The following is a 22,796-nucleotide window of genomic DNA, read 5'->3' as shown; positions in this document are numbered from 1 at the left end:
CCCCCATGCCCCACTCCGCGCACTCACCGCGCCGCGCCGCCGCGCTGCTCTGCGCGCTCGTGTCGCTGCTGCTGGTCGCCTCCTGCGGCAGCGGCAGCACCGACCAGCCGCAGCAGCAGCCCGGCGACGGCGCCTTCCCGGTGACGATCGAGCACTCCCACGGCACCACCGTCATCCCCGAGCGCCCGCAGCGGGTCGTCGCGCTCGGCTACACCGACGTGGACCCGCTGCTCGCGCTCGACGTGGTGCCGGTGGCGATAAGGCCGTGGAGCGACATGCCGGGCCCCGGCCCGTGGGCCCAGGACCGGTTGCGCGGGGCGAAGCCCCACCTGTTCCCCACCCAGGGCGACATCGACGTGGAGGAGGTCGCCGCGCTGGAGCCGGACCTCATCGTGGCGGTGAACGCCGCGGTGGACGACGCGCTGTACGAGCGGCTGTCCGCGGTGGCGCCGACCCTCGTGCGTCCCCACGGCTACCCCGACTTCGGCACGCCGTGGCAGGAGACCACCCGGATGATCGGGAAGGCGGTCGGTGAGCCGCAGCGGGCCGAGCAGCTCATCGCCGACACCCAGGCCCGCATCGACCAGGCCGCCGCCCAGCACCCGGAGTTCGCCGGCGCCACCGGTGCCGTGGTGCTCCTCAACCCGCAGGGCGGGTACTGGCCCTACACCCGCGACGACGCCCGCGGCCGGTTCCTGGCCGAGCTGGGCATCCAGTTGCCGCCCGCCGCGCAGGCGCTCGACGACGGCCGCAGCTTCTACCTGGACCTCAGCCCGGAGAAGACCTCGGTGCTGGAGTCCGACGTGCTGGTGGTCATCGACCAGGGCGGGGATTCCCGGCGGCTGGCCGAGGACCCGCTGTTCCAGCGGCTGCGGGTGGCCCGGCGCGGCGACGTGGTCGTGCTGCCGCTGCGGGACGCCGGGCTCGCGCTGGCGCACGGCACCGTGCTGAGCATCCCGTACTCGCTGGACACGCTCGTGCCGCTGCTGGCCGAGAAGCTCGCCGACCGGTGAGGCGTCAGCGCGGGGCCGCCTCGGAGGCGGGCACGTCCTCCTCCGGCGCGGCCAGCACCGCGCGGGCCCGGTCCTGGTCGAGGGCGCCGTCCCACTTCGACACCACGAAGGTCGCCACGCAGTTGCCCAGCAGGTTGGTGACCACCCGCATCGTGTCCATGAACCGGTCCGCGCCGAGCATCAAGGCCACTGCGGCCACCGGGATGACGCCGACCGCGGACGCGGTGGCGGACAGCGCGATGAACGCCGACCCCGGCACCCCGGCCATGCCCTTCGAGGTGAGCACCAGCACGAGGACCACCGTGACCTGCTGGCCGAGGTCCAGCTCCACACCCACGGCCTGGGCCATGAACAGCGTGGCCAGCGACAGGTAGAGGGAGGCGCCGTCGAGGTTGAACGAGTACCCGGTCGGCACGACCAGCCCGACCGCCTCCTTGCGGCACCCGGCGCGTTCCAGCTTCTCCATCATCCGCGGCATCACCGCTTCGCTGGAGGCCGTGCCCACCGCCAGCGCGAACTCCGCGCGGGTGTAGCGCAGGAAGCGCAGCAGGCTGAGCCCTGTGAACGCGCGGAGCAGGACGCCGAGCAGCACGCAGAACAGCAGCGCGGCGCCGTAGCAGGCGGCGATGAGCTTGGCGTAGGTGGCCAGCGAGGCCAGCCCGTACTCGCCGATGAGGTACGCCATGGAGCCGAACACCGCGAGCGGGGCGAGGCGCATGACGTAGCCGACGACCGTGAAGATGACCTCGCCGGTCTGCTCGACGAACGCGAAGACCTGCGGCGCGCGGGTGGTGCCGACGTGCAGCAGGCCGGCGGCGAAGAGCACGGCGAACAGCAGCACCTGCAGCAGCTCGTTCTCGGCGAACGCAGCCACCGCGCTCTCCGGGATCATGTGCAGCACGAACTCGGCCGGACCGGGCACCTGCTCGCCGTGGGTCTTCTCCTCGACCCCGGTGGTGTCGAGCGTCGCCGGGTCGACGTCCAGCCCCGCGCCGGGCTGCAGCAGGTTGCCCGCGACGAGCCCGAGCACGAGCGCGGCCGTGGTGACGACTTCGAAGTAGACCAGCGCCTTGAGCCCGATGCGGCCCACCGAGCGCATGTCCCCGGCCTTGCAGATGCCGACCACGACCACGCAGAACACGAGCGGTGCGATCGCCATCTTGATCAGGCGGATGAACCCGTCGCCGATCGGTTTCAGCGCGGCACCGACGTCCGGCCAGACGTGGCCGACGGCGATGCCGAGGGCCGCCGCGACGAGCACCTGGACGAACAACGAGGACAGGACCCGCTTCGTCCGTCCGGTCGTGCGAGCGGCTGCGCCCATGGATCACGTTCTCCTGCTGTGGCAAATCGATTTGGTCGGGCAGTCTCCGCGACCGCGCGCCGTGCGTCAAGGGCGATCAGCCGGGAGGTCGGGTGTCAGGAGGGCTGCAACTGGCGGGTCCAGCGCCACTCGCCCGGCTCCGGGGCGCCGACCAGCTTCAGCCCCGCGCCGCGCAGCGTCCGCGCGATCGCCGTGTTGTCCACGTGGGTGTGCGCGGTGATCGTGCGCAGACCCAGCTGACGGGCCTGCGCGACGAGCTCGCCCAGCAGCGCCGTGCCCACCCCGCACCGCTGCCAGTCGTCGCGGACCAGCAGGGCGAGCTCCCCCTCGTCGCCGTCGTACATCAGGTTCCCCATGCCGACCACGTCGCCGTCCGGGGACACCGCGAGCAGCGAGTGCCCCAACGCGGGCGTGAGCAGCCGCTGCAGGCCGCGCTCCCCCGGCGCCGACCCCGGGCTGAAGTAGCGCCGGTAGCGGGCGGCGCTGGAGCAGCGCTCGTGGAACTCGGCCACCAGCTCGACGTCCGACCGGTCCGCCGGCCGGATGGTCAGCTCCACCCCGTGCGCGGTGCGCGCGGTGCGCCAGTCCGGTCGCAGACGCGTCCGGCAGGCCTCGGCCAGCTCGACCAGCGCGCTGGCGCGCGCGAACTCGGCGGGGGTGAACGCCCCGTCCGGCCGGTCCAGCACCAGCGCGCCACCGCCCGGCGCGGCCAGGTGCACCGACGCCCCGGTGAAGGTCCCGACCTGCGACGACTCCTGCCAGTGCACCTCCACCCGGCCCAGCAGCGCGCGCAGCGCACGGACCACGTCGGTGCGTCCGCTGACCAGGTCGGCGGCCAGGTTCGCGGTGCGGGTCGGCACGTCCTCCAGCTCGCGGACGTCCGCTCGCGCCACCACGACGTCCCGGCCCCCGGCGGCTTCGACCGCCTCGATCAGCTCCCAGCGGCTGACCCGGTCGGGCGCGTGCAGCAGCACGTCGTCCACCGCGCCGCCCTCGACCGGGTGCACTTGCATGGTGCGGATGTCCGCGCCCAGCGCGGCCAGGGCACCGGCCAGCCGGGCCAGGCGGCCCGGGGTGTCGGAGATCGAGGCGCGCAGCCGCCAGAGGACCTGGCGCCGCACGGGTTCCTCCGGCAGCGGGTCCACCACGGGCGCTGCGGCGCGGGGCGGGCGCCGGGTGGACCAGCAGACCGCCGCGGCGCCCAGCAGGACGGCGCCGATCGACAGCAGCACGGCCGGCGCGGCGGTGAGGGCGTGCGCGCCGGTCACGGCGAGCTCCACCGCGCCCGCCGCCAGGAACAGGGCGGCCAGCTCGACGAGCGCACGGGTCCAGTGCGGGTGGCGGTGCGGTGCGGGAGTCATGCCGCCATGCTCGCGAGCCCGTGTTGCAACCGCTCGAACCTCGTTTGCGGCGAGGTAAAGCGGGCGGTGTCACAGCGGGTCAGGTGGCGACGCGGGCGTCGAGGAGCGCGGTGATCTGCTCGTCGGTGTAGCCGAGGGACGCGAGGACGCGGCGGGTGTCGGCGCCCTTCTCCCGCGGGGCGGTGCGGACGGTGCCGGGGGTCCGGCTGAGCTTGATCGGGATGCCGGTGCCCCGGTAGCCGTCCTGCTCCACCACCATCTGCCGGTGCCGCACCTGCGGGTCGGTGAGCGCCTCGCCCACGTCGTGCACCGGGGTCGCGGGCACGCCGCGCGCCAGCAGCGCCTGGGCGAGGTCCTGGCGGGTCCGGGTGCGGATCGGGGCGGCGAGGAGCTCGCGCAGCGCGTCGACGTGGTGCACCCGGTCGGCGTTGGTGGCGAACCGGGGGTCCTCGGCGATCTCGGGGAGGCCGAGGACGTCGGCCAGGTCGCGGAACTGGCGGTCGTTGCCGCCGCTGATGAAGACCAGCCCGTCGGCGGCCTCGAAGGTGTCGTAGGGGGCGATGGACGGGTGCGCCGACCCGGTGCGCTGCGGGACGCGGCCGGACGCCAGCCAGGTGGCCGAGTGCGGGTGCAGCAGCGACACCGCGGTGTCCAGCAGCGTGCAGTCGACGAGCTGGCCGCGGCCGGTGGCGTGCCGTTCGTGCAGGGCCAGCAGGATGCCGGAGAAGGCGTAGATGCCGGTCACCACGTCCACGATCGGCACCCCGACGCGCAGCGGGGGCCCGTCGTTCTCGCCGTTGACGCTCATCAGCCCGCCGTAGGCCTGCAGGATCGCGTCGTAGCCCGGCGTGGAGCCCATCGGCCCGTCGGTGCCGAAACCGGTGATGCGGCAGTGCACCAGCCGCGGGTAGCGCTCCGCGATGTCCTCGTCGGAGAAGCCCCACCCGGCCAGCGTGCCCGCCTTGAAGTTCTCCACCACGACGTCCGCCCCGGACAGCAGGTCGCCGAGCACGCGCTGTCCGTCCGGTGTGGACAGGTCGAGGCAGGTGTTCGCCTTGTTGCGGTTGATCCCGGCGTGGTAGGCGCTCATGGTGCCGGTGACGAACGGCGGTCCCCAGCTGCGGGTGTCGTCGCCCGCGGGCGGTTCCACCTTGATGACCTCGGCGCCGTGGTCGGCGAGCATCTGCGAGCACAGCGGACCGGCCAGGATCCGGGACAGGTCGAGGACCCGGATTCCCCGCAGGCTGCCGGTGGGTTCAGGTGCGTTCATGGACCGTCCTGTTCACTCGATGGATCTACCGCGACCCGCGCCGTTCCGAGCCCCGCACCACGGTGTCTCGCGGTTCCAGGGGGAACCACGTCCCCGACCTCCACCGACGTTCGCGTCGGGACGTGCGGGGCGTCGGGACGCAGTGGACGGGTCAGTACGACTTGGGGAGGCCGAGGACGTGGGTGGCCACGTAGTTCAGCACCATCTCCTGGCTGACCGGGGCCAGGCGGAGGATGCGGGACTCGCGGAAGTAGCGCTCCACGTGGTACTCGCGGGCGTAGCCCATCCCGCCGTGCGTCTGGATCGCCTGGTCGGCCGCGGCGAAACCGGCGTCCGCGCACAACCACTTGGCCATGTTCGCCTCCCGCCCGCACGGCAGGCCCTGGTCGTAGCGCCAGGCCGCGTTGCGGGCCATCAGCTCCGCGGCGTCCAGCCGCGTCACCGCCTCGGCCAGCGGGAAGGCGATGCCCTGGTTCTGCCCGATCGGCCGGTCGAAGACGACGCGTTCCCGGGCGTAGCGCACCGCGCGGTCCAGCGCGGCGCGGCCGATGCCGAGCGCCTCGTGGGCCAGCAGGATCCGCTCCGGGTTGAGCCCGTCGAGCAGGTACCGGAAACCCTTCCCCTCCTCGCCGACCCGGGCGCTGTCCGGCACGAACAGGTCGTCGATGACCACCTCGTACGAGGGGACCGCGTTGCGGCCCAGCTTGGGGATCGGGCTGAGGTGCACGTGCTCGCGGTCGATGTCGATGAGGAACAGCGACATCCCGTCGGTGGGCCGGTCGACCTCCTCGCGCCGGGTGGTGCGCGCGATGAGCACCATCTTCTGCGAGTCTCCGGCCTTGGTGATCCACACCTTCCGGCCGTTGATGCGGTACCCGCCGTCGACCCGCTCGGCGAAGGTGGAGATCCGCGTGGTGTCGGTGCCCGCGTCGGGTTCGGTGACGCCGAAGCACACGTGCAGCGAGCCGTCCGCCGCGGCGGGCAGGACCTCCTGGCGCAGCTGTTCGCTGCCGTGCTTGACGATGGTGTTCAGGCCGAAGATGGTCAGGTGCATGGTGCTGCAGCCGTTCATCCCGGCACCGGAGGCCGCGACCTCTTCCAGCAGCAGCGCCGCTTCCAGGATCCCGAGCCCACCGCCGCCGTACTGCTCGGGGATGGCGATGCCGAGCCAGCCGCCCTCGGCGAAGGCGTTGTAGAACTCCCACGGGAAGCGGTGCTCCGCGTCGCACTCGGCCCAGTACTCGTCGGTGAAGCTGCGGGCCAGTTCCTGCGCGCCCGCCCGCAGGTCCGCCTGGTCCTCGGTCAGCTCGAAGTGCATCGCGTGGCCTCCCGCCCGGCGTGTTCACATATACGAACTCTTCGATCGGATATGGGAACACCCTGATCCGGCGCGACCGCGTTGTCAACGCCTTGACAGTGACGCCGTTCACTTCCTAGATTCGCACTGACGACAGCGAGTTCGTATATACGAACACTTCTCCCCGCTGCCGAGCGGGTTCCCGCGCAGTCGCGCGACGATCACCAGCGAAGAGGACGCCAGCGATGACGCTTGACAGTGCTGCCCCGGCACCCCGAGGTCCAGCTCCCCGCAAGGCCGTCGGTCCCGCGGTGGTGATCGGCTCGGCCCTGGAGTGGTTCGACTTCTACCTCTACGCGTCGATGGCCGCGCTGGTCTTCGGCGACCTGTTCTTCCCCGGCGGCGACCCGGTCCTCGCCACCCTGGCGTCGATGGCGACCTTCGCCGTCGGCTTCCTCGCCCGCCCCTTCGGCGGCATCCTCTTCGGGGTGCTCGGCGACAAGTTCGGCCGCAAGGTCGTGCTGTCGGTGACGTTCCTGGTGATGGGCCTGTCCTCCGGCGCGATCGGACTGCTGCCCACCTACGGGTCGGTGGGCCTGCTCGCACCGGTGCTGCTGGTGGTCCTGCGCCTGTCCCAAGGGCTGGGCGCCGGGGCCGAACTGGGCAGCGCGATCGCGGTCGCCTACGAGCACGCCGACCCGCGGAGGCGCGGACGCCTCGGCTCGCTGCCCGCGCTGGGCGTCAACATCGGACTGTTCACCTCCTCGCTGACGGTCACCGTGCTCACCAGCTTCGACGAGCAGTTCCTGCACAGCTGGGGCTGGCGCGTCCCGTTCCTCGCGAGCTTCGCCTTGGTGGCCCTGGGTTTCTGGGTCCGCAGGCAGATGCCGGAGACCCCGGAGTTCGAGCGCGAGGCGCGCGGCGCCCGCACCGGGCACCAGCCGCTGCGCGCCCTGCTCCGCTCGGACTGGCGCGGCCTGGCCGTGGTGCTGGCGATCACCGTCGGCTACAACGGCGTCAGCTACGTGTTCAAGACGTTCTCGCTGTCCTACCTCACCGAGTTCCGCGGCGTGCCGGCCCACGTCGGTTCGTTCGGCATGACGCTGGCCAGCGCCTGCGCCATCGTCACGGTGCCGGTCGTGGGCCGGCTCTGCGACCGCGTCGGCGCGAAGACCGTGGTGTTGGCGGGCGCGGTGGGCACCGCCGCGCTGGCCTTCCCGTTCTTCTGGCTGCTCGACTCCGGGCAGAGCGTGCTGATCTGGACCGCGCTGGTGCTGGCCACCGGCGTCGTGGTGCCCGCCATGCTCAGCGCCCAGGGCGCGTTCCTCTCCCAGCAGTTCCCGACCCGCACCCGCGCCTCCGGGCTGGGCACCGGCCGCGAGGTCGGTGGCGCCTTCTCCGGCGGGCTGGCGCCGCTGGCCGCGCTCGCCCTGGTCTCCGCCACCCCCGGGCACGGGACCTGGCTGGTGTCGCTGATGTTCGTCGCGGGTGCCGCCTTCATCGGCGTGGGTGCGCTGTTCGACCAGACCAAGCGGCTCGGGACGCGCGCCGCGGAGCCGGTCGCCGAGCGGACCTGATCGGGTTCCCGCACCACGGCGGCGGTAGGTTCCTCCTCGAGGAGAGCGTGGTCGTCGACGACATGGGGATCGCAGTGCCACCTGCTGGAGCTGGAGCAGCCAAAGCGCACCGCACGGTGTCGCGGGTCACCACGATCCTCGAACTGGCGGCGGCGAACCGGTCCGGCGTGCGCCTGACCGAGCTCGCCACCGCGCTGGACGCGCCGCGCTCCTCGGTGCACGGCCTGGTCAAGGGGCTCGTCGCCACCGGCTACCTGCGCGAGGAGGGCGGGACCTACCGGATCGGCCCGGCGATCAACTCGCTGCTGGCCGCCGCTCCCCCCACCGTCGCCGAAGCCGCCCGCCCGGCGATGGAGCGGCTGCACCGCCAGTTCAACGAGACGGTCATGCTGGCCACCCCGGTCGGGGACTCGGTGGTCTACACGGACACCATCGAGTCCACCGACCCGATCCGCTACATCGCCCCGCTGCGCACCCGCCGCCCGCTGCACCCGACCAGTTCGGGCAAGTGCGTGCTGGCCTTCGGCTCCGAGCGGTTCCGCGAGGGCTACCTGGCCACCCACCTGAGCGATCCCGGGCAGCGCGAGAAGATCCGCCGCCAGCTCGCGGAGGTCGCCGAGGCGGGCGTGGCGATCAACCGCGGGGAGACCCTCCCCGACCGCAGCGGCGTGGGTGCGCCGATCTTCGACAAGGGCAAGGTGGTCGCGGCGATCGCGGTGGCCGGCCCGAGCAACCGGCTGGCCGACAAGATCACCGAGATCGCCGAGGCGACCAAGGCCGCCACGCACGAGGTCTCCGAGCACCTCGCCGGACGCGTCTGACCGCGCGCGGGCCGCCGACGCGGTCGTGTCACTGTTGTCCGCATGGCAGCGGACCTGATGCTGGGCATCGACGTGGGCACCACCGCCGTGAAGGTGGCCGCCTTCGACCTGGACGGCAACCCCGTCGCGGCGCACACCACGCCGTACCCGATCCACCGCCCACGACCGGGCTGGGCCGAGCAGGACCCGGCGGACTGGTGGCGCGGCTGCACCGAGGGCATCGGGGCCGTGCTCGCCGGACGGGACGCGCGCGCGGTGCGGTCCGTCGGCGTGGTCAGCCAGGTCAACACCCACGTGTTCGTCGACGACCGGCTGCGCCCGCTGGCCCCGGCGATCATCTGGCAGGACCAGCGCTGCGCCGAGGTCGCGCGGGAGCTCGACGCCCGGCTGACCGCGGCCGACCAGGAGCGCATCTGGGGCGGGCCGGTCGTGCTCGACGCCTCCTTCGTCGGCTCCCGCGCGGAGTGGTTCGCCCGCACCGAACCCGAGCTGTGGGCGCGGACCCGGTGGGTGCTCAGCCCCAAGGACTTCGTGCTCGCCCGGCTCACCGGGCGGATCGCCACCGACCCGCTGTCCGCGGTCCGGGTGGCCGGCCCGGACGGCTACCTGCACGAGGCGGTCGAGCTGGTCGACGGCCTCGCCGGGAGGCTGCCGGAGATCGCCGCTCCCGAGGCCGTGCTGGGGCCGGCGACCGAGCCCGCGCTCGCCGGCGCCGAGGTCGTGGTGGGCACGATGGACGCCTACGGCGCGGTGTTCGGCACCCGCACCACCGAGCCGGGGCGCGGCATGGTGTCGTGCGGGACCTCGCTGGTCGTCGCGGGCGCCTCCGCCGAGTCGGTGCCGACACCGGAGGTCGTGTCCTTCCCGCCGAAGGACGGGCTCCACGTGCACGCCGGGCCGACCCAGGCCGCGGGGGACGCCCTGCGCTGGTGGTGCCGGGTCTCCGGGCTCAGCGTCGAGGAGGTGCTGGCCGCGGCGGGAGCGGGTGAGCCGGGCGTGGTCTTCACCCCGCACCTCATGGGCGAGCGGGCGCCGCTGTGGGACTCCGAGGTGCGCGGGAGCTTCTTCGGGCTCAGCTCGGCGACGACGCAGGCGGACCTGTGCCGCGCGGTCCTGGTGGGCGTGGCGATGTCCGCGCGGCACGTGCTGGGACCGGTGGAGCGCGCGTGCGGGTTCTCGTTGCCGTCCCTGGCCTTCTCCGGCGGCGGGTCGCGCAGCGACCTGTGGACGCAGGTCCACGCCGACGTGCTGCGGCGCCCGGTGGAACGGCTGCGGGTGGCCGACAGCGCGGTGCTCGGCGCGGCCCTGCTGGGGGCGGTGGGCGTCGGCGCCTACCCGGACATCGCGACCGCGGCGGCAGCAGCGGTCGGCGTGGACCGGGTGTTCACCCCCGCCGCCGACGCCGACCGCCTGGAGCCGCTGTTCGCGGCCTACCGCGAGTCCCACGACGCCCTCCGCGGCATCCACGCCCACCTCACCACCTGGCGCGACCGAACTTTCTGACTGAGAAATTTTGCGTGGCACGCAAGTTTCAGCTACGGTGATCGCCATGAGCACCGAGCCGATGGGCCTGCGCGAGCGCAAGAAGCAGGCGACCCGCGACGCGCTGAGCTGGGCGGCCGTCCGCCTGGCGGTCGAGCGGGGTTTCGACGCGGTGCGGGTGGAGGACATCGCCGCCGAGGTCGGCGTGTCACCACGCACCTTCAACAACTACTTCGCCAGCAAGGGCGAGGCGATCGCCGCGCGCCACCTCGAACGGGCCCGGCAGATCGCGGTCGAGCTGCGCGCGCGACCGGAGGACGAGCCGCTGTGGGAGGCCATCACCAACGCCGTGCTGGCCCGCTTCGCGCTGTCCGAGGGCCGCGGTGAGCGCGAACCCGAGCAGCAGTGGCTCGACGGTGTCCGGCTGATGGTCTCGGAACCCGCGCTGCAGGGCGAGATGGCCCGGGTCAACGCGATGGCCGACGCCGAGCTGGCTGCGGCCGTCGCCGAGCGCACCGGCACCGACGTCGACCGCGACCTGTACCCACGGCTGGTCTCCGCCGCGGTCGGTGCCGCGATGACCGCTGCCATCGGGCACTGGTTGCACGGCCCCGAACCCACCGCGATGGCTCCGCTGCTGCGCGACGCCCTGCGCCAGCTCAGCGCCGGACTGCCCGTGCCCTGAGCCGAACTCCCGAGGAGGAACTCCATGCCGGTCGACGTCGTCATCGCGGGCGGTGGCCCCAACGGGCTGATGCTCGCCGCCGAACTCGGACTGGCCGGGATCCGCGCGCTGGTGCTCGAGCGGGAGCCCGAGCTCGTGCCCCGCCACCGCGCCAACGGCCTGATCGGTCAGGTGGTGCGGCTGCTCGACCGCCGCGGCCTGTACCAGCGACTCAGCGGGTCCCCCGGTCCGCCGGAACCCGTGCCAGCCTTCGTGTTCGGCGGTTTCCCGCTGCCCCTCGCCGAGCTCGACGACAACCCGCTCTACGCGTTGGGGGTGCCGCAGCACCGCGTCGAGCAGGTGCTCGAGGAGCGCGCGGTCGAACTGGGCGCCGAGGTCCGCCGCGGCCACGAACTCACCGGGCTGTCGCAGGACGACGACTCCGTCACCGCCGAGGTCGCCGGTCCCGACGGCGAGTACCGGCTGACCACCCGGTTCCTGGTCGGTGCGGACGGCGGGCGGAGCACCACGCGCAAGCTGCTCAGCATCGGGTTCCCCGGTGTGACGCGGGAGAACGTGGTCTCCCGGGTGGCGCACGTGACCGTGCCGCAGGAGCTGCTCGACGAGCGGAGCGGAGGGCTCGACCTGCCCGGCTACGGCGTCGTGCCGCCGTTCCTCCACCACCGCACCGAGCGCGGGGTGGTCACCTTCGCCCCGTGGCCCGACCGGCCGTGGATGGTGTCCACGATGGAGTGGGACCCGGACGCCGACGACCAGGCACCGATGACGCTGGAGGAACTCCGCGCGAGCGTGCGCCGGGTGCTCGGGGTCGACGTCCCGTTCCAGGCACTGCCCGACGGGCACCTGCGCCGCGTGGTCGGCGGCAACACCCGGGTGGCCGAGCGCTACCGCGACCGCCGGGTGCTGCTGGTCGGCGACTCCGCGCACGTCCACTCCGCGCTCGGCGGCCCGGGGCTGAACCTCGGGCTGCAGGACGCGGTGAACCTGGGCTGGAAGCTCGCCGCGGAACTGCGCGGCTGGGCCCCGCCCGGCCTGCTGGACACCTACGAGCCGGAGCGCCGGCCGCTCGCGGAGCGGGTGGCGATGCACACCCAGGCCCAGTCCGCGCTGCTGTCCCCCGGGCCGGAGATCACCGCGCTGCGCGAACTGTTCGCCGAGCTGCTGCGCGATCCCGGCACCGTCCAGCACCTGGCGAACACCATGTCCGGCGCGGACGTCCGCTACGACCTGGGCGACGGCCACCCGCTCGTGGGTCGCTGGGCACCGGACCTGCTGCTGGACGCACCGACCGGCCCGGTCCGCCTCGCCGAGCTGACCGCGACCGGCCGCCCGCTGCTGCTGGGCGCGCCGGACCCGCTGGCCGACGCGGCCCGCGGCTGGGCGGACCGCGTCGACGTCGTCACGGCGAAGACCGACGCGCCCGCGATGCTGCTGCGCCCGGACGGCTACGTCGCCTGGGCCTCCGACTCCCCCGCCCCGGACCCCGCCTCCCTCACCGAGGCCCTGACCCGCTGGTTCGGCCCCACCCGGTGACGGGTCCGGCCCCTTGCCGCGATTCCCACGGGGATCGGACGTCCACCTCCAGTGGGGACCAGACGCCAGGAGTCCGGTCCCTGACCAACGGAGCAGTCAGCGCAGCACCGCGACGTCGAGCTCGGGGCGGAACCGGTACGGGCGGCGGTCGAGCAGGTCGCCGAAGCGCTTGCGCAGCCGGGACATCTCGGCCCGGACCGTGACGGTGCGCGCCGGGTCGGCGAACAGGTGCCCGGCGAGGTCCGCGGCGCTGCACCCCTCGGGGTGGTCGGCGAGGTGGGCGAGCACGTCGGCGTGCCGCGCGCTGAGCCGGTAGGACCAGCTGCCCGAGTCGCGGTGGACGGTCAGCTGCGGCCGCGGTCCCCGCAGGTCGAGCACCACCCGCGCGGACGCGGCGCGCTGCAGCCCGCCCGGGCGCAGCAGCACCCCTTCCGGCAGGGGCTCCAGCACGCAGTCGCCGAACGCCGGCACCCACACCCGCTGCGCGTCCAGCTGCGCGGGCAGCGCGACCCGGTCGATGGGCGGCAGACCGGTCGACGCGGCGACCCAGCCGTTGCGGTCCACGACGAGCGCCTGCCCGGGGATGCGCGCCAGCAGCGGAGCGGCGATGGCCCGCAGCCGGTCCAGCTGGTCGCGGTGGGCCTCGCGCAACCGCGCCTCCGCCATCGCCGCCACGGCGCTGACCAGCGCGAGCATGCTCGGGTGCACGGTCTCGCGCGGGCCGCTGACGTCGACCACGCCGAGCAGCCGGCCGTCGCGGGGGTCGTGGACGGGCGCGGCGGCACAGGTCCAGGGGTGGTGGGTGCCCACGTAGTGCTCGGTGGCGTGGACGTGCAGCGGGCGGCCCTCGACGAGCGCGGTGCCGATCGCGTTGGTCCCGACCGAGCGCTCGCCCCAGCTGGCGCCCTCGACGAACCCGAGCCGGTCCGCGCGCCGCAGCACCGCGCGGTTGCCCTCCCGCCACAGCAGCCGGCCGTCACGGTCGACCACGACCACGATGTGCCCGGCGCTGTCGGCGGCGGGCAGCAGACCGGTGCGCAGCGTCCGCCACGGGTCGCCGGCCAGACCGCACCGCTGGCGGCGCCACTCCACCTCGGTCAGCGACACCGGCTCGACGTCCCGGCCCCGGTCCGGGTCGAGCCCGTGCCGACGCACCCGCCGCCAGGAGTCGATGATCGGCGACCGCACCGGCACGCGGGGGCGCTGACCAGCGAGCACGGCCTCCCGGGCCGAGGCCAGCGCGCGGGTGTAGCGCCGCTGGTCCGCTGGTTCGGGCACCGCTGCGTCGAGGTGCTCGGGCCGCATCGCCGCTCCCCGGATCTACGCGAACCACGTGAGCCACACCACGATAAGGCTCCGAAGCCGTCCCCGGAACCACCGCGCTCGGCGCAACGCCGGTGCAACGTCGCGGTGCCTAGCTTCGCGGCCACGCGATCACTTCGTGCGGCGACACCGGCCGCGAGGAGGAGGCACAGATGGCACGGTACGCAGCCCCGGGGACGCCGGGCTCGGTGGTGGAGTTCCGCTCCCGCTACGACCACTTCATCGGCGGCGAGCACGTCGCCCCGGCCGGGGGCGAGTACTTCACCAACCCGACCCCGGTCACCGGCCAGGACTTCACCGAGGTCGCCCGCGGCACCGCGGCGGACGTCGAACGCGCCCTGGACGCCGCCGAAGGCGCCGCGCCGGCGTGGGGCCGCACGTCGCCCGCCGAGCGGGCGTCCACCCTGCTGCGCATCGCCGACCGGATGGAGCAGAACCTGGAGCGGCTGGCGGTCGCGGAGAGCTGGGACAACGGCAAGCCGATCCGCGAGACGCTGGCCGCCGACATCCCGCTGGCCATCGACCACTTCCGGTACTTCGCCGGTGCGCTGCGCGCCCAGGAGGGCGCGATCTCGCAGATCGACGACAACACCGTCGCCTACCACTTCCACGAACCGCTCGGCGTGGTCGGCCAGATCATCCCGTGGAACTTCCCGCTGCTGATGGCGACCTGGAAGCTGGCGCCCGCGCTGGCCGCCGGCAACGCGGTGGTGCTCAAGCCCGCCGAGCAGACCCCGGCGTCGATCCACGTGCTGCTGGACCTGATCGCCGACCTGCTGCCCGCCGGGGTGGTCAACGTGGTCAACGGCTTCGGCGTGGAAGCGGGCAAGCCGCTGGCCGCCAGCCCGCGGGTGCGCAAGGTGGCCTTCACCGGCGAGACCACGACCGGTCGGCTGATCCTGCAGTACGCCAGCGAGAACATCATCCCGGTCACGCTGGAGCTCGGCGGCAAGAGCCCGAACATCTTCTTCGCCGACGTCGCCGCGGAGCGGGACGCCTTCTACGACAAGGCGCTCGAGGGCTTCACCATGTTCGCGCTCAACCAGGGCGAGGTGTGCACCTGCCCGTCGCGGGCGCTGGTGCAGGACGACATCTACGAGGACTTCCTCGCCGAGGCGGTGGCGCGCACCGAGCAGGTCAAGCAGGGCCACCCGCTGGACACCGAGACCCAGATCGGCGCGCAGGCCAGCAACGACCAGCTGGAGAAGATCCTGTCCTACATCGACATCGGCAAGGCCGAGGGCGCGACGGTGCGCACCGGTGGCCACCGGGTCGAGCTGGAGGGCGAGCTGGCCGGCGGCTACTACGTCGCGCCGACCATCTTCGAGGGGCGCAACGAGCAGCGGATCTTCCAGGAGGAGATCTTCGGCCCGGTCGTGTCCGTCACGCGGTTCCAGGACTACGACGACGCGATGAAGATCGCCAACGACACGCTCTACGGCCTCGGCGCCGGGGTGTGGTCCCGCGACGGCAACACCGCCTACCGCGCCGGGCGCGACATCCAGGCGGGCCGGGTGTGGGTGAACAACTACCACGCCTACCCGGCGCACGCGGCCTTCGGCGGCTACAAGCAGTCCGGCATCGGCCGCGAGACCCACAAGATGATGCTGGAGCACTACCAGCAGACCAAGAACCTCCTGGTCAGCTACTCGGAGAACGCCCAGGGGTTCTTCTGATGGGCCGAGTGGACGTCACCCCGGAGGCGGCGGCGCAGGTCCGCCGCCTCCGGGCGCGGCACGGGCCGGTCATGTTCCACCAGTCCGGTGGCTGCTGCGACGGCAGCGCGCCGATGTGCTACCCGGCGGGCGAGTTCCGCACCGGCGCGGCCGACGTGCACCTGGGTGACCTGGTGGTGGACGGCGTCGACGAGCCCGTCCCGGTGTGGATGTCGCGCGCGCAGTTCGAGTACTGGAAGCACACCCACCTCACGATCGACCTGGTGCCCGGCCGGGGCAGCGGGTTCTCGCTGGAGGCGCCCGACGGCGTCCGGTTCCTCATCCGGTCCCGCCTGCTCACCGACGAGGAGTGGGCGGCGCTGGGCGACGGCTGAGCCGGTCGTGGGCGCGCGGCGCCGCTGCGCGCCCACCGCGCTCGGCCGTGCCGCTCGGCGCGCGCTCCGGGGCGTCGTCCTCGCGCGGTTCGAGGGTGCGGGCCTGCTGGAGCGCTTCGGCCGGTGGCTGGTTCCAGCGGGCCAGCCCGAGCACCGCGTAGGTCTCGTCCAGGTAGCGGTAGGTCTCCTCCAGGACCGTGGCCGCCAACGCGCAGGTCAGCGACTCCGGGGCCGCGTCGACCGGCCGCCGGGTCCGCGGAGCGGGCCGCTGCGCTCGCACCACCATCCGCACCACTCCCGAGTCTCGAACGCGCGGCATCGACGACACCGCTCCCGACCGGCACGGTAGCGGCGACCAGCTCCCGAGGTCAACGACCAAGTGACTGGGAGCTAGCGGTGTCACACGGCTCCACGTGCGCTCTCACCAGCTGTTATCCAGAGCAAGTGAACACCGGGTAGTCCATCGAACCGATCGGCCGGCAGCGGACGGGGCGCTGCCGCCGGAGCTCGCGGCCGCACCGACACCCGGCCCGGCGCTGGGACGACCCCACGGCGGGCCTGCCGCCGCGCAGCACCCGCCGCCGTGGTCCTGAGATCAGCTGCTGGTGGCGCGCCGGCACGTCGACACCTGCCGGGTCACCAGCGCGGCGTGTCGCCCCTGAGGCCCGCGACACCGGGCGGGCTGGGCGGCCTCACCGCCCACGGCGGCTTCGCCCCGCGCGGCGTCGGGGCATGCTGGTCGCGGTGGTGCCCTGCGTCGGCTTCGTCGTCGGGGCGGAGATCGTCACCATCGCCGCCGCGGAGTCGACCGAACCGCGCCGCGCGGTGGCGAGGGCGATGCGCTCGATCGTCCTGCGCGTGGTCGCCTTCTCCGTGCTCTCGGTGCTGGTCGTGGTCACGCTGGTGCCGTGGGACTCCCCGGAGGTCGAGGTGAGCCCGTACACCGCCGCGCTGCGGGCGCTGCACGTCCCCGGTGCCGCGACGATCATGAACGCCCTCGTGCTGACCGCCGTGCTGTCCCGCCTGAACTCCGCGCTCCACACCTCGTCGCGGATGCTGTTCGCGCTGACCCGGCGGGGTGGTGCGCCGAGCGGGCTCACCAAGCTCAGCCGCAGCGGTGTGCCGCGCCGCGCGCTGCTGGCCGGGACCGTCGTCGGGTACCTGTCGGTGTTCGCCGCCTACGTCTCCCCCGACCTGGTCTTCGCGTTCCTGGTGAACTCCTGCGGCGCGGTGGCGCTGTTCGTGTACGTCATCATCGCGGTCTCGCAGGTGCGGTTGCGGCGGCAGGCCGACCCCGCGCAGCTGCCGCTGACGATGTGGTTCTTCCCCTGGCTGAGCTACCTGACCATCGCACTGGTGGTCGTGGTGATCGCCGCGATGGCGGTCCTGCCGGACACCCGGTCGCAGTTCTGGCTCAGCTTGGTCACCCTGGCGGTGGTGCTCGCCGGCTACGAGGTCCGCAGGCGACGGGCACCGACGCCCGCCCCACCGATCGGAGGTGCTGACCGGCCATGACGTCCACGTTCGCGATCACCTGGGACTACCGGTGCCCGTTCGCGCGCAACGCGCACGAGCACGTGCTCACCGGCCTGGCCGCAGGCGCCGACTGGCAGGTCGGCTTCCTGCCGTTCTCGCTCGGCCAGGCACACGTCGAGGAGGGACAGCCGAGCGTCTGGGACCAGCCCGGGCAGGACAGCGGGATCACCGCGCTGCAGGCGGGTGTCGTGGTCCGCGACGAGTACCCGGAGCAGTTCCCGGCCGTGCACCGGGCGCTGTTCGCCGCCCGCCACGACGAGGGCCTGCACCTGGAGGACCGGTCGGTGGTGGAGCGGGTGCTCAGCGCCCACGACGTGCCCGCCGACGCGGTGTTCGAACGCATCGACAGCGGTGCCGCGCTGGAGCAGGTGCGCGCGGAGCACGAGCAGTACGTCGCCTCGCACGACGTCTGGGGCGTGCCGACCTTCATCGCCGGTGACCAGGCGGTCTTCGTGCGCCTGATGGACCGGGCTCCGGCGGGGGCGGACCCGCAGAAGTCGATCACGGCGGTGGAGCGGGTGGTGGACCTGCTCACCGGCTGGCCCGAGCTCAACGAGTTCAAGCACACCTCCATCCCCCGCTGAGCTCCCGCCCACGACTCCGGCACTCGGCGGGACGCCTCTCCCGGGAGTCGGACGTCTGGTCCCCGTGGGAGTTGCGTGGACCCCGCGCACGACGCAGGGACCTCGTCCGCCGGTGTCGGTGCGCCGGGGTCCGTCGCCGGGTCAGGAGCGCTTGGTGCGGCGGGTGGGGGTGGCCGTGGTGGGGTCCTCCGGCCACGGGTGCTTCGGGTAGCGCCCACGCAGTTCCGCGCGCACCTGGTGGTACCCGTTGGCCCAGAAGGACCGCAGGTCCGAGGTCACCGCGGCCGGACGCCCGGCCGGGGACAGCAGGTGCAGCACCAGCGGGACCCGGCCGTCGGCGATGCGCGGGGCCTCCGACCAGCCGAACACCTCCTGCAGCTTCACCGGCAGGACCGGATGGTCGGTGTAGTCGACCTGGATCCGCGAACCGGAGGGCACCTCGACGCGCTCCGGCGCCAGCTCGTCCAGGCGCCCGGCCACCGACCACGGCACCAGGCGCCGCAACGCCGTCGCCGCCGGGATCCGCAGGTCCGCGCGGCGGCGGGCGGCGCTCAGCTCCGGCTCCAGCCAGGTGTCCACCGCGGACAGCAGCGACGCGTCGTCGACCGCGGGCCACGGATCGCCCAGGGTGGCGTGCAGGAACGCCAGGCGCTGCCGCAGCCGCCGCGCCCCGTCGCTCCAGTCCAGCAGCTCCAGGCCCTCGGTGCGCAGCCCCTCCAGCAGCGCGCGGCGCACCGCGGCGGGATCGGGGTCGCGGATCGGCCGCTCCGCCAGCGTGATCGCACCGAGCCGCTCGACGCGGACCGCCCGCACGTCGCCGTCCACCCAGCCCACCTCGTCGGCGGTGGTGACCAGGGCGGGCGCGGCGTCGCGGGCCAGCTCCTCGTCCGCGGGCGCGGCCAGCCGGACGGTGCCGTGGGCGCTGCCCGGCGACCGGTCGGCGACGGCGACCGCGAGCCACTCCGCCCCGCGCACGCCGGCACCGGCGGGCAGCTGCACGGCCGTCCCGGACGCCATCAGGTAGACCGCCGACTCGGCGTCCCGGCGCCGCGCCAGGCGCTCCGGCTGCGCGAGCGCGACGACCAGCGCCGCGTCACCGTTCCCGCGGTGCTCCGGCACCAGCGAGCGGAGCCGGCGGACCTCGCGGCGCCACCGCTCGCTGCCCGGCCCGCCGCGCCGCAGCCTCGCCAGCGCGCTGTCCACGTCGACCTCGCCGGCCAGCGCGTCGTCGTCGAGCAGCGCGACGACCTCGGCGGCGACGCCGGTCCCCGCCCGCTCGGCGCCGTCGAGCAGCGCGCGGGCCAGCCTCGGGTGCAGGCCGAGCCCGGCCATCCGGCGCCCGCGCTCGGTCACCGCCCCGGACGCGTCCAGGGCGCCGAGGCCGCGCAGCACCTCCCGGCCGGCGGCCAGCGCACCGGCCGGCGGCGCGTCCCACCACTCCAGCGCCGCACCGTCCGGCGTGCCCCAGCACGCCAACTCCAGCGCCAGCCGGGTCAGGTCCGCGGTGCGGATCTCCGGCTCCAGGTGGGCCGGGAGCGTGCTGTGCTCGTGCTCCGGCCAGCAGCGGTAGACCACACCGGGTCCCTGCCGCCCGGCGCGACCGGCGCGCTGGTCGGCGACCGCCGCCGAGACCCGCACGGTGGCCAGGCCGGACAGCCCGCGCCGGGTGTCCACCCTGGACACCCGGGCCAAGCCGGAGTCCACCACCGCGCGCACGCCCGGCACCGTCAGGCTCGACTCGGCGACCGCCGTCGCCAGCACCACCCGGCGCCGGTCACCCACGCGCAGCGCGGCGTCCTGCTGCCCGCGCGGCAACCGCCCGTGCAGCGGCAGCACGTCCACATCGGACCCGTCGAGGTACCCGGCGACCCGGCGGATCTCCGCGGCACCGGGCAGGAAGGCCAGCACGTCACCGTCCTGCTCCGCCAGCGCCGTGCCCACGGCCCGCGCGACGCAGGCCTCGATCCGCTCCCCGCGGTTCGGCGGCACGTGCGCGGTGCGCACCGGGTGCGTGCGCGCGTGCGCCTCCAGCACCGGCGCGTCCCCGAGCAGCTCAGCGACGCGCCCGGCGGCGACCGTCGCCGACGTCGCCAGCAACCGCAGGTCCGGGCGCAGCCCCGCACGCGCGTCGAGCAGCAGGGCCAGCAGCAGGTCGGCGTCCAGGTGGCGCTCGTGGCACTCGTCGAGCACCACCACGTCCACACCGGACAGCTCGGGATCGCCCTGCAACCGCCGCACGAGCAGCCCGGAGGTCACCACCTCGACCACCGTGCGCGCGCTCCGGCGGCGGTCGCCGCGCACCGCGTAGCCCACGCGCTGCCCCACGTCCTCACCGAGCAACGTCGCCATGCGCTGCGCCGCGGCCCGCGCGGCCAGCCGCCGCGGCTCGGCGACCACGACCCGCAGCCCCTGCGCGGCCAGCGCGAGCGGGACCAGCGTGGTCTTGCCCGTGCCGGGCGGGGCCACCAGCACCGCGGTGCCGTGCTCGGCCAGCGCGCCGGTGACGTCGTCGAGCACCGCGCGCACCGGCAGATCGGGAAGTTCCCGGTCCAGCAACAGCCTGTCCCCTCCTGCCCCGCGCCCCGAGGGGCGCCCGGGTGCTCAGACGATCTCGTCGTCCTCCGGGACGTGGGTGTAGATCGTCTCGCCGCGCAGGACGGTGCGCAGGCAGCGCGGCATCGGGGCCTGCGGCGAGAGGTCCGGCAGCGGCGGGACGCCCGAGCGCGGGTCGGTCGACCAGCGCTGCACCCGCGAGTCCGGTGCGGCCACCACCAGCTCACCGGCGTCCCACACCGCGTAGGTCGCGGGAGCGCCGGGCACGAGGGTGCCGGTCACGCCGTCGTCCACGCCGGCGGCCCGCCACCCGCCGCGGGTGTGCGCGGTGAACGCGGCGCGCGGCGAGATGCCGAAGCCCTCGGTGCGGTGGTGCACGGCGGCCTGCACGGCCCGCCACGGGTCCACCGGCGTCACCGGGGCGTCCGAGCCGAAGGCCAGCAGGGCGCCGCTGGCGGCCAGCTTGGAGAACGGGTTGAGCAGGGTGCCGCGCGGCACGCCCAGGCGGCGCGCGTACATCGCCGAGGAGCCGCCCCAGGCAGCGTCGAACGCCGGCTGCACCGACGCCACCACGCCGTAGCGGCCCAGCTCGGCGGCCTGCTGCTCGTCGACCATCTCCAGGTGCTCCAGCCGGTGGCGCAGGCTGGCCAGCGCCGGGATGCCGACCACCTCGGCCGCCTTGCGGAACCCGGCGCAGACCTCGGCGACCCCGGCGTCGCCGATGACGTGGAACCCGGCCTGCAACCCGGCCCGGGTGCACTCGACGAGGTGCTCGGCCACCGCGTTCGCGTCGAGGTAGAGCACGCCGGAGGTGCTCGAGTCGTCCGCGTAGGGCTCGCGCAGCGCCGCGGTGCGCGAGCCGACCGCGCCGTCGACGAAGAGGTCGCCCGCCAGGCCGCGCACCCCGAGCTCCGCGGCGCGGTCCACCGCGCCCAGCTCGCCCCAGTAGCCGACGACCTCGGGGACCCCGCCCTGCGCCGACAGCGACAGCAGGTCGGTCAGGTCGTCGGCGCCGGAGATGTCCGGCCCACCGCACTCGTGCACGCAGGCCACGCCCTGCGCGGCGGCGTGCCGCAGGAACGCCAGCTGGGCCTCCTTGCGCTGCCCAGAGCCGAGGCTCTCGCGCGCGGCCCGGCGCACGTGGTGGTGCGCCACGCGGGTCAGCGGGCCGGAGTCGCTCCAGCCCTCCGCGCCCCGCGCCAGCGGCGCGCGGTCCACCAGCGTGGTGGACACCAGCGCGGAGTGCACGTCGATCCGGGACAGGTACACCGGGGCGCCGCCGGCCGCGGTGTCGATCTCCTCGCGCGTGGGCGGACGGCGTTCCGGCCACCAGGTCTCGTCCCACCCGTGCCCCCACACCAGCGCGCCCGGGTACTCGGCCACGTGGTCGCGCAGCGCGTGCAGGAACTCCGTCAGCGACGCGCAGCCGGTCAGGTCCAGTCCGTTGAGCAGCAGGCCGGTGGAGGTCGCGTGCACGTGCGCGTCGACGAACGCCGGGGTGACGAACGCCCCTTCCAGGTCGATGACCTCGGCGTCGGGGTGCAGCGCGCGGCCGACCTCGTCGGAGCCGAGCCAGGAGATGGTGCCCTCGGTCACGGCCATCGCCGTGGCGGCGGCGTCGGCAGGCGAGTAGATGCGCCCGCCGAGCAACAACGTGGTCTCGGACATGTACTTCGTGCTTCCCCGTCTCGGGTTCTCGCTGCGATGGTGACCGACGCGCGGCGCCGGTGGGTGGGCTGGTTCGGGCGAGCTTACCCGCCACCGCGGAACCCCGAGCGGACCGCCGACCCGATCAGCCGCGCGACTGCTCGTCCGAGCGTCCTGCCTGCGCAGATCACTGCGGCGGCAACGACTTCGGCTCGCCGTCCGGGACGTCTGCGTCCTCCTCGGTGACCGAGACCACCTCTCCGTCGATCACGTCCCCGCCCGGGGCGGTGGCACCGCGCCGCCGGTAGGCCCGCTGGGTGTGCAGCCACAGCTGGTCCTGCACCTGCTGGGAGCGCCGCTCGGCCGCGCGCAGCATCCGCCCGCGCAGCGCCGACCTGATCGGCGGGACGAGCAGCAGCAGGCCCGCCACGTCGCTGATCAGCCCGGGCAGGATGATCAGCAGGCCCGCGGCGGCGATGAGCACGCCGTCGGAGATCTCCCGGTCCGGCGACCGCTGGGACCGGGCGGCCTCCCGCAGCTCGCCCAGCGTGCGCCGGCCCTCGCGGCGCAGCAGCCAGCCGCCCAGCACCGCAGCGGCCACCAGCAGACCGAGGGTGGGCAGCACCCCGATCGCCTGGCCGAGAGCGACCAGCACGGCGATCTCGGCCGCCACGGCGAGCAGGATCACAACGAAGATCGGCACGGCGGGGGCCCTCCTGTCGACAGCAGTCACCGGGTAC

20 protein-coding genes are annotated in these 22,796 nt (G+C 74.2%); 11 read left to right on the top strand and 9 right to left on the bottom strand.

Features of this window, described 5'->3' with window-relative positions:
• The first annotated feature begins 5 nt into the window (after positions 1 to 5).
• The gene (locus HNR68_RS12550; RefSeq protein ID WP_179720651.1) at positions 6 to 1,013 is read left to right on the top strand and encodes an iron-siderophore ABC transporter substrate-binding protein; all 1,008 of its coding nucleotides are present in this window, start codon (positions 6 to 8) and stop codon (positions 1,011 to 1,013) included.
• 4 nt (positions 1,014 to 1,017) lie between these two features.
• Here the strand turns inward: HNR68_RS12550 and dctA are convergent, their stop codons facing one another.
• From dctA to HNR68_RS12530, 4 genes are all read right to left on the bottom strand, one after another.
• Positions 1,018 to 2,337, bottom strand: coding sequence for a C4-dicarboxylate transporter DctA (gene dctA / locus HNR68_RS12545; RefSeq protein WP_179720649.1), 1,320 nt, complete (start codon positions 2,335 to 2,337; stop codon positions 1,018 to 1,020).
• Between the two features lie 95 nt (positions 2,338 to 2,432).
• On the bottom strand, positions 2,433 to 3,698 hold the full coding sequence (locus tag HNR68_RS12540; RefSeq protein WP_179720647.1) for a GNAT family N-acetyltransferase: 1,266 nt from the start codon (positions 3,696 to 3,698) through the stop codon (positions 2,433 to 2,435).
• 79 nt (positions 3,699 to 3,777) lie between these two features.
• Complete coding sequence (locus tag HNR68_RS12535; RefSeq protein ID WP_179720645.1) at positions 3,778 to 4,968, bottom strand: CaiB/BaiF CoA transferase family protein; 1,191 nt, start codon at positions 4,966 to 4,968, stop codon at positions 3,778 to 3,780.
• 151 nt (positions 4,969 to 5,119) lie between these two features.
• Complete coding sequence (locus HNR68_RS12530; RefSeq protein ID WP_179720643.1) at positions 5,120 to 6,286, bottom strand: acyl-CoA dehydrogenase family protein; 1,167 nt, start codon at positions 6,284 to 6,286, stop codon at positions 5,120 to 5,122.
• Positions 6,287 to 6,510: 224 nt separating this feature from the next.
• Between HNR68_RS12530 and HNR68_RS12525 the strand changes: the two genes are divergently transcribed.
• Genes HNR68_RS12525 through HNR68_RS12505 form a run of 5 tightly spaced genes read left to right on the top strand, consistent with a single transcriptional unit; the run spans position 6,511 to position 12,363 of the window.
• Entirely contained in the window at positions 6,511 to 7,842 is a 1,332-nt protein-coding gene (locus HNR68_RS12525) for an MFS transporter (RefSeq protein WP_179720641.1), read from the top strand.
• 47 nt (positions 7,843 to 7,889) lie between these two features.
• Entirely contained in the window at positions 7,890 to 8,663 is a 774-nt protein-coding gene (locus HNR68_RS12520; protein WP_343050100.1) for an IclR family transcriptional regulator, read from the top strand.
• 42 nt (positions 8,664 to 8,705) lie between these two features.
• A complete protein-coding gene (locus tag HNR68_RS12515) occupies positions 8,706 to 10,166 on the top strand; it encodes a xylulokinase (RefSeq protein WP_179720639.1) in 1,461 nt (486 codons plus the stop codon).
• Positions 10,167 to 10,212: 46 nt separating this feature from the next.
• Positions 10,213 to 10,830 carry an acyl-CoA-like ligand-binding transcription factor gene (locus HNR68_RS12510; RefSeq protein WP_179720637.1) on the top strand — a complete coding sequence of 206 codons (618 nt, stop codon included), beginning with the start codon at positions 10,213 to 10,215 and terminating at the stop codon, positions 10,828 to 10,830.
• A gap of 24 nt (positions 10,831 to 10,854) precedes the next feature.
• Positions 10,855 to 12,363, top strand: coding sequence for an FAD-dependent monooxygenase (locus HNR68_RS12505; RefSeq protein ID WP_179720635.1), 1,509 nt, complete (start codon positions 10,855 to 10,857; stop codon positions 12,361 to 12,363).
• A gap of 96 nt (positions 12,364 to 12,459) precedes the next feature.
• On the opposite strand, the gene HNR68_RS12500 is transcribed toward HNR68_RS12505, so the two are convergent.
• The gene (locus HNR68_RS12500; RefSeq protein WP_179720633.1) at positions 12,460 to 13,668 is read right to left on the bottom strand and encodes a helix-turn-helix domain-containing protein; all 1,209 of its coding nucleotides are present in this window, start codon (positions 13,666 to 13,668) and stop codon (positions 12,460 to 12,462) included.
• Between the two features lie 170 nt (positions 13,669 to 13,838).
• Here HNR68_RS12500 and exaC point away from each other — a divergent pair, with 170 nt between their 5' ends.
• Both exaC and HNR68_RS12490 read left to right on the top strand, forming a co-directional pair.
• Positions 13,839 to 15,362, top strand: coding sequence for an acetaldehyde dehydrogenase ExaC (gene exaC / locus HNR68_RS12495; RefSeq protein ID WP_179720631.1), 1,524 nt, complete (start codon positions 13,839 to 13,841; stop codon positions 15,360 to 15,362).
• Entirely contained in the window at positions 15,362 to 15,736 is a 375-nt protein-coding gene (locus tag HNR68_RS12490; protein WP_179720629.1) for a DUF779 domain-containing protein, read from the top strand. The genes exaC and HNR68_RS12490 overlap by 1 nt, the downstream gene beginning before the upstream one ends.
• Here the strand turns inward: HNR68_RS12490 and HNR68_RS12485 are convergent.
• Positions 15,699 to 16,022 carry a hypothetical protein gene (locus tag HNR68_RS12485; protein WP_218888279.1) on the bottom strand — a complete coding sequence of 108 codons (324 nt, stop codon included), beginning with the start codon at positions 16,020 to 16,022 and terminating at the stop codon, positions 15,699 to 15,701. The genes HNR68_RS12490 and HNR68_RS12485 overlap by 38 nt on opposite strands.
• A gap of 313 nt (positions 16,023 to 16,335) precedes the next feature.
• Here HNR68_RS12485 and HNR68_RS27600 point away from each other — a divergent pair, with 313 nt between their 5' ends.
• The 3 genes from HNR68_RS27600 (at position 16,336) to HNR68_RS12475 (ending at position 17,856) form a co-directional block, all read left to right on the top strand.
• The gene (locus HNR68_RS27600) at positions 16,336 to 16,398 is read left to right on the top strand and encodes a putative leader peptide (RefSeq protein WP_380573537.1); all 63 of its coding nucleotides are present in this window, start codon (positions 16,336 to 16,338) and stop codon (positions 16,396 to 16,398) included.
• Between the two features lie 70 nt (positions 16,399 to 16,468).
• Positions 16,469 to 17,251 carry an amino acid permease gene (locus HNR68_RS12480; protein ID WP_343050099.1) on the top strand — a complete coding sequence of 261 codons (783 nt, stop codon included), beginning with the start codon at positions 16,469 to 16,471 and terminating at the stop codon, positions 17,249 to 17,251.
• Entirely contained in the window at positions 17,248 to 17,856 is a 609-nt protein-coding gene (locus HNR68_RS12475) for a DsbA family protein (RefSeq protein WP_179720625.1), read from the top strand. Before HNR68_RS12480 ends, HNR68_RS12475 begins: the two co-directional genes overlap by 4 nt.
• Positions 17,857 to 17,997: 141 nt before the next feature.
• Here the strand turns inward: HNR68_RS12475 and hrpB are convergent, their stop codons facing one another.
• The 3 genes from hrpB to HNR68_RS12460 form a co-directional block, all read right to left on the bottom strand.
• Entirely contained in the window at positions 17,998 to 20,412 is a 2,415-nt protein-coding gene (gene hrpB, locus HNR68_RS12470; RefSeq protein WP_246330439.1) for an ATP-dependent helicase HrpB, read from the bottom strand.
• 45 nt (positions 20,413 to 20,457) lie between these two features.
• Positions 20,458 to 22,077 carry an amidohydrolase gene (locus HNR68_RS12465; protein ID WP_179720623.1) on the bottom strand — a complete coding sequence of 540 codons (1,620 nt, stop codon included), beginning with the start codon at positions 22,075 to 22,077 and terminating at the stop codon, positions 20,458 to 20,460.
• Between the two features lie 166 nt (positions 22,078 to 22,243).
• Entirely contained in the window at positions 22,244 to 22,759 is a 516-nt protein-coding gene (locus HNR68_RS12460) for an FxsA family protein (RefSeq protein ID WP_179720621.1), read from the bottom strand.
• Positions 22,760 to 22,796 lie beyond the last annotated feature (37 nt).

It is taken from the genome of Saccharopolyspora hordei (assembly GCF_013410345.1).
Classification (GTDB): Bacteria; Actinomycetota; Actinomycetes; order Mycobacteriales; family Pseudonocardiaceae; genus Saccharopolyspora; species Saccharopolyspora hordei.
Note: the sequence above shows the minus strand (reverse complement) of the source record. Positions and strands in the feature narration are given on the sequence as shown.

Excerpts from the sequence above, each read along its gene's own strand:
- HNR68_RS12550 (WP_179720651.1), top strand. The coding sequence starts at position 6 with ATGCCCCACTCCGCGCACTCACCGCGCCGCGCCGCCGCGCTGCTCTGC.
- dctA (WP_179720649.1), bottom strand. The coding sequence starts at position 2,337 with ATGGGCGCAGCCGCTCGCACGACCGGACGGACGAAGCGGGTCCTGTCC.
- HNR68_RS12540 (WP_179720647.1), bottom strand. The coding sequence starts at position 3,698 with ATGACTCCCGCACCGCACCGCCACCCGCACTGGACCCGTGCGCTCGTC.
- HNR68_RS12535 (WP_179720645.1), bottom strand. The coding sequence starts at position 4,968 with ATGAACGCACCTGAACCCACCGGCAGCCTGCGGGGAATCCGGGTCCTC.
- HNR68_RS12530 (WP_179720643.1), bottom strand. The coding sequence starts at position 6,286 with ATGCACTTCGAGCTGACCGAGGACCAGGCGGACCTGCGGGCGGGCGCG.
- HNR68_RS12525 (WP_179720641.1), top strand. The coding sequence starts at position 6,511 with ATGACGCTTGACAGTGCTGCCCCGGCACCCCGAGGTCCAGCTCCCCGC.
- HNR68_RS12515 (WP_179720639.1), top strand. The coding sequence starts at position 8,706 with ATGGCAGCGGACCTGATGCTGGGCATCGACGTGGGCACCACCGCCGTG.
- HNR68_RS12510 (WP_179720637.1), top strand. The coding sequence starts at position 10,213 with ATGAGCACCGAGCCGATGGGCCTGCGCGAGCGCAAGAAGCAGGCGACC.
- HNR68_RS12505 (WP_179720635.1), top strand. The coding sequence starts at position 10,855 with ATGCCGGTCGACGTCGTCATCGCGGGCGGTGGCCCCAACGGGCTGATG.
- HNR68_RS12500 (WP_179720633.1), bottom strand. The coding sequence starts at position 13,668 with ATGCGGCCCGAGCACCTCGACGCAGCGGTGCCCGAACCAGCGGACCAG.
- exaC (WP_179720631.1), top strand. The coding sequence starts at position 13,839 with ATGGCACGGTACGCAGCCCCGGGGACGCCGGGCTCGGTGGTGGAGTTC.
- HNR68_RS12490 (WP_179720629.1), top strand. The coding sequence starts at position 15,362 with ATGGGCCGAGTGGACGTCACCCCGGAGGCGGCGGCGCAGGTCCGCCGC.
- HNR68_RS12485 (WP_218888279.1), bottom strand. The coding sequence starts at position 16,022 with ATGGTGGTGCGAGCGCAGCGGCCCGCTCCGCGGACCCGGCGGCCGGTC.
- HNR68_RS12480 (WP_343050099.1), top strand. The coding sequence starts at position 16,469 with ATGCTGGTCGCGGTGGTGCCCTGCGTCGGCTTCGTCGTCGGGGCGGAG.
- HNR68_RS12475 (WP_179720625.1), top strand. The coding sequence starts at position 17,248 with ATGACGTCCACGTTCGCGATCACCTGGGACTACCGGTGCCCGTTCGCG.
- HNR68_RS12465 (WP_179720623.1), bottom strand. The coding sequence starts at position 22,077 with ATGTCCGAGACCACGTTGTTGCTCGGCGGGCGCATCTACTCGCCTGCC.